The 15,226-nt window shown below is 28.0% G+C and carries 16 protein-coding genes, 1 pseudogene and 1 other annotated feature; of the genes and pseudogenes, 7 read left to right on the top strand and 10 right to left on the bottom strand.

Annotated features, from left to right (window positions below; translation table 11 throughout):
• Positions 1 to 159 precede the first annotated feature (159 nt).
• On the bottom strand, positions 160 to 708 hold the full coding sequence (locus J7M87_RS17805; RefSeq protein ID WP_142419071.1) for a sigma-70 family RNA polymerase sigma factor: 549 nt from the start codon (positions 706 to 708) through the stop codon (positions 160 to 162).
• Positions 709 to 811: 103 nt separating this feature from the next.
• On the opposite strand from J7M87_RS17805, the gene J7M87_RS17800 reads away from it, so the two are divergent.
• On the top strand, positions 812 to 1,084 hold the full coding sequence (locus tag J7M87_RS17800) for a hypothetical protein (protein WP_291653169.1): 273 nt from the start codon (positions 812 to 814) through the stop codon (positions 1,082 to 1,084).
• Here the strand turns inward: J7M87_RS17800 and J7M87_RS17795 are convergent.
• From J7M87_RS17795 to J7M87_RS17775, 5 genes are all read right to left on the bottom strand, one after another.
• On the bottom strand, positions 1,059 to 1,295 hold the full coding sequence (locus J7M87_RS17795; RefSeq protein ID WP_142419072.1) for a hypothetical protein: 237 nt from the start codon (positions 1,293 to 1,295) through the stop codon (positions 1,059 to 1,061). The genes J7M87_RS17800 and J7M87_RS17795 overlap by 26 nt on opposite strands.
• Position 1,296: 1 nt before the next feature.
• A complete protein-coding gene (locus J7M87_RS17790; RefSeq protein WP_291653168.1) occupies positions 1,297 to 1,506 on the bottom strand; it encodes a hypothetical protein in 210 nt (69 codons plus the stop codon).
• Positions 1,507 to 1,571: 65 nt separating this feature from the next.
• Complete coding sequence (locus tag J7M87_RS17785; RefSeq protein ID WP_272470590.1) at positions 1,572 to 1,736, bottom strand: hypothetical protein; 165 nt, start codon at positions 1,734 to 1,736, stop codon at positions 1,572 to 1,574.
• A gap of 69 nt (positions 1,737 to 1,805) precedes the next feature.
• Positions 1,806 to 2,555, bottom strand: a complete 750-nt coding sequence (locus J7M87_RS17780; RefSeq protein WP_272470589.1) for a phage antirepressor KilAC domain-containing protein — start codon at positions 2,553 to 2,555, stop codon at positions 1,806 to 1,808.
• 16 nt (positions 2,556 to 2,571) lie between these two features.
• Entirely contained in the window at positions 2,572 to 2,766 is a 195-nt protein-coding gene (locus J7M87_RS17775; protein ID WP_272470588.1) for a helix-turn-helix transcriptional regulator, read from the bottom strand.
• A 190-nt stretch (positions 2,767 to 2,956) separates the two neighbouring features.
• Between J7M87_RS17775 and J7M87_RS17770 the strand changes: the two genes are divergently transcribed.
• The 4 genes and pseudogenes from J7M87_RS17770 to J7M87_RS17755 all read left to right on the top strand — a co-directional run.
• On the top strand, positions 2,957 to 3,310 hold the full coding sequence (locus J7M87_RS17770) for a helix-turn-helix transcriptional regulator (protein ID WP_272470587.1): 354 nt from the start codon (positions 2,957 to 2,959) through the stop codon (positions 3,308 to 3,310).
• Positions 3,288 to 3,953: an ImmA/IrrE family metallo-endopeptidase gene (locus tag J7M87_RS17765; RefSeq protein ID WP_291653164.1), complete on the top strand. Its 666-nt coding sequence runs from the start codon at positions 3,288 to 3,290 to the stop codon at positions 3,951 to 3,953. Before J7M87_RS17770 ends, J7M87_RS17765 begins: the two co-directional genes overlap by 23 nt.
• 39 nt (positions 3,954 to 3,992) lie before the next feature.
• Positions 3,993 to 5,645 carry a recombinase family protein gene (locus tag J7M87_RS17760; RefSeq protein WP_291653162.1) on the top strand — a complete coding sequence of 551 codons (1,653 nt, stop codon included), beginning with the start codon at positions 3,993 to 3,995 and terminating at the stop codon, positions 5,643 to 5,645.
• Positions 5,614 to 5,856: pseudogene (locus tag J7M87_RS17755) on the top strand (manganese catalase family protein); the annotation flags it as partial. The gene J7M87_RS17760 and the pseudogene J7M87_RS17755, both read left to right, overlap by 32 nt.
• Before the next feature lie 60 nt (positions 5,857 to 5,916).
• Here J7M87_RS17755 and aspS read toward each other — a convergent pair.
• A complete protein-coding gene (aspS, locus tag J7M87_RS17750) occupies positions 5,917 to 7,203 on the bottom strand; it encodes an aspartate--tRNA(Asn) ligase (RefSeq protein ID WP_291653160.1) in 1,287 nt (428 codons plus the stop codon).
• 222 nt (positions 7,204 to 7,425) lie between these two features.
• Positions 7,426 to 7,647 (bottom strand) — a binding site (T-box leader).
• 110 nt (positions 7,648 to 7,757) lie between these two features.
• On the opposite strand from aspS, the gene J7M87_RS17745 reads away from it, so the two are divergent.
• Both J7M87_RS17745 and J7M87_RS17740 read left to right on the top strand, forming a co-directional pair.
• Complete coding sequence (locus J7M87_RS17745) at positions 7,758 to 7,931, top strand: hypothetical protein (RefSeq protein WP_291653158.1); 174 nt, start codon at positions 7,758 to 7,760, stop codon at positions 7,929 to 7,931.
• A gap of 15 nt (positions 7,932 to 7,946) precedes the next feature.
• Complete coding sequence (locus J7M87_RS17740; protein ID WP_291653156.1) at positions 7,947 to 8,192, top strand: spore coat protein; 246 nt, start codon at positions 7,947 to 7,949, stop codon at positions 8,190 to 8,192.
• A 133-nt stretch (positions 8,193 to 8,325) separates the two neighbouring features.
• Here J7M87_RS17740 and J7M87_RS17735 read toward each other — a convergent pair whose 3' ends face one another.
• The 3 genes from J7M87_RS17735 to J7M87_RS17725 form a co-directional block, all read right to left on the bottom strand.
• Positions 8,326 to 8,676, bottom strand: a complete 351-nt coding sequence (locus J7M87_RS17735; RefSeq protein WP_291653154.1) for a DUF2500 domain-containing protein — start codon at positions 8,674 to 8,676, stop codon at positions 8,326 to 8,328.
• Positions 8,677 to 9,075: 399 nt separating this feature from the next.
• Positions 9,076 to 14,427: a glycoside hydrolase N-terminal domain-containing protein gene (locus J7M87_RS17730; protein ID WP_291653152.1), complete on the bottom strand. Its 5,352-nt coding sequence runs from the start codon at positions 14,425 to 14,427 to the stop codon at positions 9,076 to 9,078.
• 87 nt (positions 14,428 to 14,514) lie between these two features.
• The coding region (locus J7M87_RS17725; protein WP_291653149.1) for an LPXTG cell wall anchor domain-containing protein at positions 14,515 to 15,226 on the bottom strand (712 nt) is incomplete at its 5' end.

Genomic DNA, 15,226 nt, shown 5'->3' with positions numbered 1-15,226 from the left:
CATTACTTCCTCCTAAATCTTTATTGATTACTAAAATAAAATTTTTATGAATTTCAATTTTATGCTTTTGATACTTCTTTGTTATTCTTATTTTTTCTTTAAACGTTTTATATGGTATTACTACGCATACTAAATTGCCTATCATTTAATTCCTTCCAATTAAGCTAAAAATTTATCATTATATAATTCATTCCTCATTTTCTTTAATGAGTTTTTAATTATTCTACTCGTGTATGATTGTGATATATTGAACATTTTCGCTATATCTCGTTGAGGTTTTTCTTTAAAAATATATAAATAAATTATTTCTTTTTCCCTTTTATCTAAAACCTTAAATAATCTTTCTACTAGAATTAAATTAACTATATTTTCTTCAATTTCATTTTCCTCAACTAATATATCTTGCATTTCTGTATTATTATCAGGATCAATTATGTAGTTTAAAGAAAGTATATTATTAGGAACCCCACGCTTTATAAATAACCACTTATCATCTCTAAAACTCATTTTAATTTCATTTTCAACTACAGTTGATGCATACGTTAAAAACTTTACTCCTTTATTTTCATCAAATTTTTTTGAAGCTTTTACCAATCCTAAAAATGCAGCCGACTCAATTTCATCATATGAATATTTATTTTTAATACTTTTGAAATATCTCCATGCTATTTTTCTAGCTAATGATAAATACTCTTCAGTTTTAACCATATTAATTTACCTCCTACGTTCTTATTTGATTTACTATAATTCACCATTTATAATTTAATTATCAGCTCGGCCAAGCTGAAATAATTATGAAAGGTTGTATTTTATGAGTTCTATGGTAACTATATGTCGCAAACATATAATATGCCCTACTTGGGACATTGATCTGTACTTAGAAGGAAAATACTTGTTTGAAGAAAATTCAACAAGAGCACATCTCATAAGTACCAAGTGTCCGATAATTGAAAATAATAAATTGCCTTTACACAAAAGAGATAAAGAGTTTTCGTTATATCCTTTTTGTAAGCAATATCCATGTAGATATCTATCTGAATTTAAAGAAAGTATAGATATTACAATTGACGGTTATTCTCAGTAACATTTTTAAACTGTACTTCAATTTTGAAAATATCTAATTCATGTAATTGAAGTGATAACTCTTCTGATAAAATTTCAGCTTGTTTGTATTGCTTTTCTTTAATCATTCGCTCGAGATTGTCAGCATTAAAACGAGCTGATTTTATCATTGTCTTTAACTGATCTATGTTAGTAATATCACCAATTAAAATTTTATTTTCTTTATTTGTCATATTAAATTACCTCCTCTAAATCTACATAAACTATTTCCTCTGTTGCCTGTTCTACTAACACCTCTAATATTCTAGAATTACAAAATCTACGTTTATATTTTCTTTCTAAAATATCTTTAATCATCATTAAACTTAACTCACTACTTTTCTTTAATTCACTTTCTACCACTTCTCTTATTTCTTCTTTAACTTCTCTTGGTATTGCTTTCATAGTTAATCCTCCTTAATTTTTATTCTGTTGAGTTTTAGTCTTAGGCTTATTAAGCCAAATTTTCTTTAGTCTTCTTGTATCAATTTTTCCAATGCCATTCTTACTGCATCTTTCCCGAATTTTTCTACTAAAAAGTCAATTAAAATTGAATAATAATTAAATAAAGCTTTTTCTGAAATTTCATTTTCAAAAGTTACCGTAAATTCATCATAATTAATTTTTGTTCTCATACATACCTCTTATAAATTTCTATTTTTAATATATGAGTTTAAATAGTAATTGTTCCTATTTCTTTATATTTAAATTACTTCTCTCAATAATCTATCTATAATATAAACTTGACCTTTTCCTGTAACCCTTGTAGTAAACTTTGTTTCTACTCCCCTACTTCTTTGAATTACAAATTCTGATTTCTCAAATAATCCTTGTTCTAATGCTCTTTGCATTGGATTGGTAGAATTTTTTTGTATTAATCCCCATTCTCTAAGCTTATTCCAAAGTCTTTTTTCTCCAATTTTCAAATTATGTTTAGTTGCTAAATGTGCTACATCTCTAACTAATATTGAATTTGAACTTGCTGATATTTGATTTAAAAATCTGTTCTTTTCTTCTAATTCTTTTTGTATCTTTTCATTTTGTTTTTTTAAATCAAGAACCATAGCTTGTTTAACTTCATCCGAAAATGATGGAAAATAATTCTTAATAAATTCTTCTTCATTTTTAACAGCTCCACCAGTTGTTCTTATTTGCTTTAGTATTTTCTTAACTTCTTTCTTAAATTGTTTTGCTATTGGTTTTCTGCTTTGCATTAACACTTCATAAAGTCCATCTTCTGTTAAAAACCAAGCTTGTTGTATTCCTCCAAGGGTACAAACATTATTTGTTACCTTTTCTTCTTCATCAACTTTCTTTAGCATCATGGAAACATCACTATGCTCTATCCATTCTTTAACATCCTTTGCCAAGAATAATGGATTTTCTTTTGTTCCATAAATTTTAAAATCCTTCCCTAAAACTTCTCGTTCTTCAAAGATAATTAAATTGTCCATTTTACTTACCTCCTATTTAACTTATGATTTCTGTTATTTCCACATTAAGCACATCAGCTATTTTTAATAATTCATTTGCTTTTAAAGCTCTTTGTCCATTCTCAATTTTGCATATTTGAGATTGATTTAAAATTTTAGTTTTTCTCGCTAATTTTTCTTGAGATATGTTATTTAGTTCTCTTATCTCCTTAATTCTTAAACCGACTTCCACTCCGCTCACCTCAATTCCATTTTCGAATTAATTACATTATAGAATTAATATTTACAACTTTCAATTCTAATTTAGAATTAACGTATCAAAATAACTTCATATTTCTTAAATTTTCTCTTAAATACTTGACTTAATTCTATTTTTGAATTATTCTAAAATAGAATTAAGTTTTAATAGAAAGGTGATTTTTATGGAACCCCATGAAAGATTAAAATCAATTCGAGTAGATAAAGGTATGACAACATATGAATTAGCTGATTTAACAGGTATTCCTCAATCTACAATTAGTAAAATGGAAAATGGAAAAAGAAAGATTGAAACGGATTCGCTTCAATTATTAGCTAAGGCTTTAAAAGTGCCTATAAGCACTTTTTTTGATGATAATAATAATGAATTAAATACTACTGCCAAAAGCGAAAATGAAGAAAAATTTCATAGCGATATTATAAGAATTGAAAGAGCTAGAAGAAAAATGCCTAAAGATGAACAAGAAAATATGATGAAAGTGTTAGAAGCTGCTTTTGCAAAATACTTTAACGATTAGATATAAATTCATACATAAATTGGTTAATAATTTATATATATCTTTAGGCTTAAATAGTTATCCTATTAATTTAGAAACTATAATAAATTCTTTCTCAAATATAAAAATCATTTCATATAGCCAATTTATGAATGACTTTAATCTTACTAAGGAACAAGTATTTGCTTATTTCACTTCTGATGATGGTTGTTGTGATTATAAACCTAGTTTAGACGCATATATTATCTATTATAATGATATTACTATCACTAATCCTAAAAGGATGCTATGGACTATAGTGCATGAACTAGGTCATATTCTTTGTAAGCATAATAAAATTAATTCTATAACTGAATTAGATGATGATTTATATGATTTTATGGAACGTGAAGCTAATTATTTCACAAGTATCTTCCTTGCTCATCCTGCAATTTTAAGAGAATTAAATATCCATAGTTCATATGAGATTGAAGTTTTTTGCAACTTATCAACACAAGCTGCTAAATACAGATATGCTAGTTTTAAAAGATTTACTACTCTTAGATTCTTAACTGGCTCTGATAAATTAATTATTGAAAATTTTAAAGATTTTATAGAATGTAAAAATGAAGATTATCAAGAACACTTAAATTTTATGAGTGCATTTCAAGGTAATTTTTTTTAACACAAAGCAGAACATATGTTTATTAAAGGAGTGATTGATTTGAAAATTGCTATATATTCTCGTAAATCAGTTTTTAGTGAAAAAGGAGATTCTATTGAAAATCAAATTGAACTTTGTAAAAACTATTGTAAAAATCATTTGGATATAAAAAATTCTGAATTCTATATATATGAAGATGAAGGGTTTAGTGGAAAGAACTTAAATAGACCTCAATTCAAAAAATTAATCGACGATATTAAGAATAATAAAATAGATATATTAATATGTTATAGACTTGATAGAATTTCTCGTAATGTTGCTGATTTCTCCTCTACACTAGATTTATTGCAAGAATATAATGTTAATTTCATAAGCATTAAAGAACAATTTGATACATCTAGTCCAATGGGTAGAGCTATGATTTATATAGCTAGTGTCTTTGCACAACTAGAAAGAGAAACTATAGCTGAACGTGTTAAAGATAATATGCTTCAATTAGCTAAAGTAGGTAAATGGTCTGGGGGGCAACTTCCGTTAGGGTTTATAAGTGAAAAGGTTACTTACACTAATGAGGAAATGAAAAACAAATCTTTTAGTAAGTTAATTCCTGTAAAAGACGAATTAGAAATTGTTAAATTCATTTACACTAATTATATTCAAAAAGGATCTATTCATAATCTTGTTAAAGAATTAAATAATATTGGTTATAAAACCAAAACAGGAAGTAACTTTGAACTATCTGGTGTTAAAAGAATTTTAAAAAATTCCTTATATGTGAAATCTGATGAATCAACTCATTCATATTTAAAATCTAAAAATTACAATGTATATGGAAATCCAAATGGAAATGGGTATTTAACTTATAATAAAAAAACTGATAAAGATAATATTATTATTGCTGTTGCTTCACATAAAGGTATAATTTCTTCTGAAGATTGGTTATATGTACAGAAAAAATTTGATGAAAATAAAGAAAAGGTTGAATCTATATCAAATAGAACTGGTACAGGATCTAATGAAACTTTATTTTCAGGACTACTTAAGTGTGGAAATTGTGGTTCCAATATGGTAATAAAATATAATACTAAAAATAAAGATGGTAAAAACTATATTTATTATACTTGCTCTAGCAAAAATAAATCCTTCTCTAAGACTAAATGTGATACTCCAAATTTAAGAGCTGAATTAGTAGATTCTCAACTAATACGCAAGATTAAAACTTATAATAAAGATGTTATTTTAAATGTTTATAATTCAAAATTAAATATTCTTTTGAATTCTTCTAATAAAAACCTTTTAACCTCTTTAAATAATCAACTTTCAGAAAAAACAAATCAAATTCATAATCTTATTAAAGAGATTTCACTAGCAAATGAGGAAACTTTAAAAGAATTATTAAGAAATGAAATTAATAATATTAACTCTGAAATCAATGATATTAAATCAAAAATAAATAATACTGAATTAATTCAAAATGATATAAAAAATACTATTGATAATATAAAGTTATTAATTAAAAGTTTTATCAATTTTGATAAATATTTTTTTGATAATGATGATATTAATATAAAAAGAAACTTACTTAAAAATATAATTGAAGAAATAACATTCGACTATCAAAATAAAAATTTTAATGTGAAATTCTTTTACATTGATAATATGTATTTAGATAGTACATGCGAACCCATGGACTGCAACTTATATACAAGCTAAAGGTGATGTTATTGCAGATATACATGAAAACATGGTTGCTGAGCAAAAAGCTAGAGCAACTTATGAATGGTTAATGAACTTGACTGATGATGCTGAAATCAAAAAGATATTAGGATTCTTAAGAGAAAGAGAAGTTGTGCACTATCAAAGATTTGGTGAAGCTTTAATGGATGTTCAAGATAACGCCAAACTTACAGATTTTTGTAAATAAAACAATATCAGGACTACCCCAAAAGGTAGTCCATTATTTTTTATTAAAATCATTTATTAATTATGGTGTTATATGAGTTCTATCTCTAGGGATAAGTGATGCTTCCCTAACATTTTCTAAATTTAATAATTGAGCTGTAATCCTTTCTAACCCTATTGCTAACCCACCATGTTTTGGCATACCATATTTAAATATATCTGTATAATTTTCATAATTTAATGGGTTTAATCCTTTGCTTTCTATACTTTTTATAAGCATATTATAATTATTAATTCTTTGTCCGCCAGTTGTTATTTCAACTCCATTAAAAAGTAAGTCAAAGCTTCTTGTTCCATCTTCATCAAGCGGCATTGTATACATTGGCCTCTTTTTCCTTGGATAATTAGTCAAGAATATGAAATCACAACCGTACTTTTCTTTTGCATATTTACATATAAGCTTTTCTCCTTCTGGGTCTAAATCTCCTTCTAAATTTGCCTTGCCATAGACATTTTTTAATATTCCTATTGCTTCATTAAGTTCAATTTTCGGTATACTCCCATCTATTTTAGGAATATTGACATTTAGGATTTCTAAATATTTTTTTCCTTTTTCATCTATACTTTTTAATATGAATTTTATTAGTTCTTCCTCTAAATTCATTATATCAAACTCATCATTAATAAATCCCATTTCTAAATCCATGCTTATATATTCATTTAAATGTCTACTTGTGTTATGCTGTTCAGCCCTATATACATGAGCAACTTCAAAAACTCTTTCAAATCCAGATCCCACCATCATTTGCTTGTAAAGCTGAGGACTTTGTGCAAGATAAGCAGTTTTTTCAAAATAATCTAATTTAAATACTTCTGTTCCACCTTCCGCTCCTTCTGCAACTATTTTAGGGGTAAATATTTCTGTAAATCCCTTATTCATTAAAAACTCTCTAAAACTTTGAACTATTATATTTTGTATTTTAAATATAGAATTAATTTTTTCATGTCTTATACTAATTGCTCTATTGTTTAATATAGTGTCTAAATTTACATTTAACTCTTTTTTATTTAATTCTATTGGAAGTTCCTGCGCTTCACTTATTATTTCAAAACTTTCAACTAATATTTCAAATGGATTTAATGAATTATTGCTTTTCTTAGCTATCCCAATAATTGATACTACTGATTCAAGCTTTAATGAGCTTAAATCAATATGATTATTTTCTATAATACACTGTACTAATCCAGATCTATCTCTTATTACTAAAAAAGTTATTGATTTTAGCTTTCTTATTCTATATACCCAACCTTCTATCTTAACTTCTTTTCCTATAAAATTAATAATATCCTTAACTAATACTCTTTCCATATCTACTTTCCTTTCATAATTTTATTTTAATCTTATTATTTAAATCTCTTAAGCTTAATTGTTTTATTAATTCAAAAAATAAACCCCTTGAACAAAATTTGTTCAAGGGGCGATAAAACTTCGCGGTGCCACCCTTTTTAACTTTATAAATATAAAATTAAGTTTAACTTTAGGAAATAAATATAAAGCGGGCCCACTTTAAATAAAAAAGCCTCCACTCCATATAGGAGCGAAGGCTATGTTCACGGTACCATCCTAATTTAACTTAATTAAATAATTAAAAAGTTATCTCAATCTATTAACGCTAGAACACGTCTTACTCTACTTAATTTCAAGTAAGCATCTCCAAGATGTCTTTCAATATCAATTTCTCATGAAGCTTCCACCATCCTTCATTCGCTGAAGATACTCTTAAATATCTACTTTTCTTTTCATCGACTTTTGCTTTTTATTTATATTATTCTCTTTAATAGTAAATGTCAATATAAATTACAAAAATTATTAAGAATATATTCAAATCATTTTACTAATAATAATTTTGGAGGTGATAAGCCATGACTTCAAAGGAATTATTATATATTGAAGATGCTTTAGGACATGAGCAATTTATGGAAACAAAGTGTCAAGAAACTGCATCAAAAATACAAGATGCAGAATTAAAAAATCTAGTTACTCAACTAGAAGCAAAACATAAAGAACTATTTGGAAAATTATATTCATTATTATAAAAGGAGGTTTGTAGTATGGATGATAAAAATTTAATGGAAAACATTTTACTACTTACAAAAGGTGCTGCTGATTTATATTTACATGGAACAATTGAAGCTTCTACTGAAAATATACATCAAACCTTCCATGATTTATTATGTGAAACATTAAAAATACAACATGAAGTTTATAAGAAAATGGAAGCTAAAGGCTGGTATCCAGTAGAGCAAGTTGATGCACAAAAAATCCAACAAACAAAGCAAAAATACACTATGCAATAATATAAAAGAGATGTTAACTAAAATTAACATCTCTTTTATATTCATAAGAACCCTAAATAAACTTTAAGTAAATTATTTTATTAATACTTGTTAGTTATTTATATTATAGTAAACTGCACCAACTAACCCTGCATTATTTTCTCTCAAAACTTATAAATCTACTCCCTTGAAATGCAAGAATCCCCCTATCTCCTTCTGCTAACAATCCATACTCTCTACCTGATAATTTTAACTCACATCTTTCTCCATTAGAAAATTCAAAGGTTACATAATATGTTGTAGAAGATGTTGACATAGAATTGTGATGATTATGATGTGATACTGACGCTCTCTTAGATACAATCAATGCTTCAACTGGTATAATAGGCTGTCTATTATTATTACTCCATTCCTTTATATTTTTAACTATTGTAAATATAAAAAGACATATAAAAGCTAAAAAAAATAGTGGAAAAATAAATGAAACCAAATTAAATATATACATTATAAATACTCTCTCCTTTTATTATTCTCTTACTATAATTTTATAAAATTATTCATATATAGACAACCTAAACCTACTGTAAAATTAATTTACATTATATGTCCCTCTTAAAATACCATTTTGAACATATGTTAGTTGAACTTCACTTCAGAACTAACCGTTCCTTAATTAAAGGCTTCATATCCTTTTAGTTATACTACTTTATTTAAAGTTCTATATATCATTGAATTTTTCGCTGCCTGACTATTTTCATTTATTAAAGGTATTTTAATAATAAACACTCCTTAAACATAAAAAATCTGTTGGATTTTTTCAAAAAAACCCTCACCATTTTGTAAAATATAATATTAAAAGAGATATATCATAATAATATCTGATATATCTCTTTTAAATAATTTATTAATTTTTACTATTCTTCTTTTTAACCATAAATGCACCTAATAATGAAACTATTGTTCCAAATAGTCCTACTGCTACTGGTGAAGTTCCTCCTGTAGATGGTAATCCATTATTACCGTTATTGCTGTTATTATTACTATTATTGTTGGTACCGCCGCTATTATTTTCTCCATTACTAACACTATTTTCACTTAATTTTAACTCATTAATAGCTTTAGTTAATTTATCTCTTATGTCATTAACTTCTTCTTGAGTGGCATCTTCTTTAACTAAAATAACCTTAGCATCTTTTAAAACATTTATAAAATTCTCCCAACTTTCTTTTGTATAATCATCTTTCTTTAAAGCTTCTGCTCCAGTTATTAATTTCTTTAATTGTGTTTTATCTACTTCTACTGGTTTTTCATCATCTATTTTTTCTAATTCTTCAATAGCTTTTTCTAAAGAAGCTTTTATGCTATTTACTTCTTCTTGTGTTGCATCTTCTTTTGCTATTATTGCTTTTGCTTCTACTAAGATATCTGCAAAGCCCTTCCAACTTTCTGCTGTATAATCTTCTTCCTTTAAAGCTTCTGCCATTGCTATTGATTTCTTTAATCCTTCTTTATTTACTTCTACTGGTTTTTCATTTTCATTAATTTCTATTACTGCTGGACTAAGAGATGTATTTCCTGCCTCATCTAATGCTATTACCATTATAATATAACTTTTATCATATTCTAATCCCGTTAATTCATAATTTGTATTTGATGTTATTCCTAAAAAAGCTCCATTTACATATATCTTATATCCTTTTATCCCTTCATTATCTGTAGCTTCATCCCATGTAATTATTGAAACTGGAATTGGATTTTCGCTAACTTTTAAATTTTTAACATTACTTGGTCTCTCTTTATCTAAGGCAGCTTTAGTTGTTACTCTAATAACCGGCAGTGAACCTTCTATATTGTTTTTATTTACTGCCTTTATTTTAAAGTCATACGTTGTTCCTGGAATTAAGTCATTTACTCTATAATATAAATTTGTTATATTGTTTAATAATATTTCTTCTCCTGTTAGATTATCAACCTTATAAATATTATAACTTACTGCATCAGGAATTAATGTCCATCTTAACATTAATGTAGATGATTCAATTCCTATCGCTTCAACTTTTGCATCTCCTATATAAGGAGGTGTTGTTAAAGGTTTTTCTTTTAAAGCTAAAGATGCATCATTTAATGCTTTGGTCGCTGATTTAATTTCTTCAATATTTGAATTATCATTGTTCATTATACTTACTGCATTATCATATGCTTCTTTAAATAATACCCATGTTTCTTTTGTATAATCTTTTTCAACTTTATCTTTATTATTTTCAATACTTGTCTGCAAATCACTTTTATCTAATGGAGAATTTCCTTCTGGTAAAAATACTTTAAAATAGTCAATATTCACTTGATATTTACCAGAACGTTCTTTAGAAGTTAACTTAATAGTATGCTCACCATTTTGTAAATTTTTAAATGATGCAAGCAGTGATTGTCCTTCATCATTCCCTTCTAAAGAGTAATTAGTTTTTTCTCCACCATCAATAGAAATATCAAAACTAGCAAAATTAGTATGCTTGTGAACATAAACATCTATTCCAGTTCCATTAAATCTATACTCAATACTACTGCCTATTGTTCCAGCTCCAACCCCTGTTTCAGTCTTAGTAACACCATGATGTTTAGTTGGTTCTCCTGCCCATGTCGACCAAGTACCTGTCCATATAAACTGAGGATTCTTTGTCCATCCATTGTTGTTCACAGCATCTTCTACAATAGTTTCACTTGTTGATGTTGGTATAGCAATTTTAACATCAATTGAATTTTTTATTTCTTGATTTTCTTTAGATATAGCTGTAACCTTAACTACTCCATTCTTTGAATTTATAGTTAACAATCCATTTTCATCAATAGTCGCAAGATTAGTTGCATTTCCTAAACTATCTGTAACCTTCCATGATACTTCTTTATTAGATGCATCTATAGGCGTAACATTAGCTAACATTTGTAATTTGCTATTAGCTTTGCTTAATGTTTTTATACCTGAATCTGAGGATATATCAATACCCGTTACAATTGTTGCTGAATTATCTATAACTTTAAATGCATCTAGTTCTACTTTAGCCTTACTTGCATTAGGATTTTTTGTTGCAGTTGCTCTAAGCTTAATTGTATGCTTTCCCTTTTCTAAATCATTAATAGTATATATAACCTTTTTTCTTTCTGCAGATGGGCTATAAGTATCTACTTCGCCTTTGCTAACACCGTCTATAAATACTTCATATTTACCTCTATCTGCATTAGTTACTACAATTACTTCTATTCCTGTGCCTACAAAAGTTAATTCAGCTGTTTCATTTCCAGTTGGGTTCTCTAAAAACTTTACTGTACCTGCATGATTAACTGATTCAGACCAGTTTCCCCAACTTCCTACATAAGTTATACGAGGGTCTTGATCATCAATATATCCTGCCATATTTCTTAAGTCTTTAACTCCTACTGCATCTGATAGCTTAGTTTCAACTCCATCAATAACTGCTGAAATACTATATTTGAATGTTCCTAAAATGTCCTGAGCATTTTCATCTGTTAAAAATGTACCTTCTATATTATTACCAACTAGTACTAAATCGCCCTTATCTATTTGACGATACACATTATAAGTTACATTTTCTCCTTCTACATCATTCCATTCTAAATCAATAACTTCATCACTTATTCTATAAGCACTTAATTTATTTGGTGCATCTAATTTTGAAGTTGGAATATTAGTTATTGTATAAGTTTCACCCTTAACTGTATCAAAAGATATTTTTTCATTTTCTAAAGCTCTATAATTAATCAAATTTCCTTTAGAATCTTTAACAATTGACAATCCTATATTTTCATATTTTCCAATAAATTCTCCACCATTATTTGAAGTTATAGAAAACTTAGTAGCTTGGTTATCTTTCCATTCCATACCAACTTCAAAGTTTCCTCTAGCAACCAATCCAGATACAGAACCATCTGCCCATTTATCAGGCATAGCAGCCATAAAATTGACATATCCCATATTACTTTGCATAAGCATTTCAGCTACTCCTGAAGTCATACCAAAGTTTCCATCAATTTGGAATGGTGCATGGGTGTCCCAAAGATTTGTAAGAATACCACTCTTAAATAATGTACGAATTAAACTGTATGCACGATTTCCATCTCCTACCCTTGCCCATGTATTAATTCTTTGTCCCATTGCCCAACCAGTACTTTGGTCACCACGATCATTTAGTGATACAATAGCTGCTTGAAGTAACTCTGGAGTTTCTACAGAAATTAAATCTCCTGGGAATAAACCTAAAAGATGAGACATATGTCTATGTCCTTTTTGCCCCATACTTCCTAATGTTGTTTCTTCATACCATTCTTTTATTTGGCCACTATCACCAATTTCAATAGGCCCCTTTAAATTCCTTTGTATATCTTCCCATTTTTCAATCTTCTCTAAATCTTCTCCTACTAACTTAGCCGCTGTTATAACATCTTCGTACATTTGCCAAATTAAAGATTGTTCATAAGTATTCCCATTAGTTCTTGGTCCATGTTCTGGAGAATAAGCTGGTGAACAAACTAGTTTACCCGTTTCTGGATCTTCAATTAACATTTGCTCATATAAAATAGCCTCTTCCTTTAACATTGGGTAAATTTTAGTTTTCATAAATTCTACATCGCCAGTGTACTCATAGTATTCCCAAACATTTTGTAGAATCCAAGGTACTGCCGCAGGAGACCATCCCCAGTCAAAGTTCCAACCTGGTGCTGTCCATCCAAATGGTGTATTTTGTGTATGAGCCATAAATCCATTTTCTTTATTTTCATCAGTACTCTTTATATTTGCATAAATTTCTGCTGTAACACGCCCTGGCTCTCTTAATGATTCTACATAATCAATTAATGGCAACGCTGTTTCCGCCATATTTGTTGAGTATGATGGCCAATAATTCATTTGAAGGTTAACATTCATATGATAATCTGAATGCCATGGAGAGTTGTTTCCCCCTGCCCATACTCCTTGTAAATTAGATGGTAATGATCCATCACGTGAAGAAGCTATTGATAAATATCTTCCATATTGGAATAACATAACCTCAAGATCTCTTTGTTCAGTTTCTGGTGCAGTACCATCATTATATTTTTTCAATAATTTATCAGTAGTCATACTTGATGGTGTTTGACCTAAATCTAAATCTACTCTTGAAAATATACCTTGATAATCTGATAAGTGCGACTCTAGAAGACCGTTATATCCCTTTTTAATTGCCTCTACAATATTTTTATTAACTCTAGCCTCTAGATCTTCATCAGATTCTCCTGTTCTATATTTAGGATATTCATTTTTATAATCTGTTCCTATTGAAGTTATTATAATAACCTCATCAGCATCTTTTACATTTACCTTTCCATCTGCTAAATCATTAATTGTACCACCACTATTTATCACTTTAGTCTGAGAGTTAAACTTCATTTGGTTATCATCTAACTCACCAGAAATAGTGATTAATCCATCTTTTGATGTTTTATCAAATGTCCTACCATATCCATTATTGGTATTTGGTCCTCCACCTCTAGTAGTATCTGGTTCTATTCTAACATCTAATGATAATTTTCCCTTTTCACTAGCAGAAAGTTTCGTAACAAGTACATTATCAGGATAGCTCATAAAATATTCTCTTTTATATCTAACGTCATTATATTCATAATTAACACTTGAAATTGCAGTATATAAATCTAAATCACGCACATAATTTTTTACATCGCTAGCTTTTATATTATCTTTAAAATCTAAATACATATTGCCATAACTTAAAAAATACCCATATCCTTGCGTTCCTGCATCATCACTAACTCCAGTTAATTTATTACATAAGTTATTAGCTGTAACTGTATCACCTTTAGCAAATGCATCTTGAATTGCTTTCATTATTGGAACATCTACTCCATTAACTTTAACTGTTGCATTAGACTCTATATTTCCACCATTATAATTAGGTCTACTTTTACTTGGTCCACCTGACCAGAGTGTTTTTTCATTTATTTGTACTCTTTCATACTCTACTCCACCAAATATACTTGCACCCATATGTCCATTTCCTATAGGTAATGACCATTTCTCCCAACCATTATAGCTATCCTCTGCTGGAGCATCATACCATAGTCGCAACTCATTATTATTTGTAACTTTGCTGTCATTTACTTTATTATCTAATGCAAATATGGTTCTACCTGTTGATACTACCATTGATAAAGCTAGTATTGCTGATATTACCCTTTTCTTCCTTTTCATTTTTCTCCTCCCCAAAATTAAGACGTCATAAAATATATTTTTGCTTATATTTCAAGACGTCTATATATTTAATAAATTATTTTTATACTATTGTTTTTTCCTTTTTACCATAAATGCACCTAATAATGAAACTATTGTTCCAAATAGTCCTACTGCTACTGGTGAAGTTCCTCCTGTAGATGGTAATCCATTATTATCGTTATTGCTGTTATTATTACTATTATTGTTGTTACCGCCACTATTATTGTTGTTACCGCCACTATTATTGTTGTTACCGCCACTATTATTTTCTCCATTACTACCACTATTTTCACTTAATTTTAAGTCATTAATAGCTTTAGTTAATTTATCTCTTATGTCATTAACTGCTTCTTGTGTTGCATCTTCTTTAACTAAAATAACCTTAGCATCCTTTAAAACATTTACAAAATTCTCCCAACTTTCTTTTGTATAATCATCCTTCTTTAAAGCTTCTGCTCCAATTATTAATTTCTTTAATTGTGTTTTATCTACTTCTACTGGTTCTTCATTACCTACTTCTTTTAATTCTTCAATAGCTTTTTCTAAAGAAGCTTTTATGCTATTTACTTCTTCTTGTGTTGCATCTTCTTTAGCTAATATTACCTTTGCTTCTGCTAAGATATCTGCAAAGCCCTTCCAACTTTCTGCTGTATAATCCTCTTCCTTTAAAGCTTCTGCCATTGCTATTGATTTCTTTAATTCTTCTTTATTTACTTCTACTGGTTTTTCATCATCTATTTTTTCTAATTCTTCAATAGCTTTTTCTAAAGAAGCTTTT

It is taken from the genome of Clostridium sp., from assembly GCF_017888565.1.
Taxonomy (GTDB): domain Bacteria; phylum Bacillota; class Clostridia; order Clostridiales; family Clostridiaceae; genus Clostridium.
This window is presented reverse-complemented; position numbering and strand designations above follow the sequence as displayed.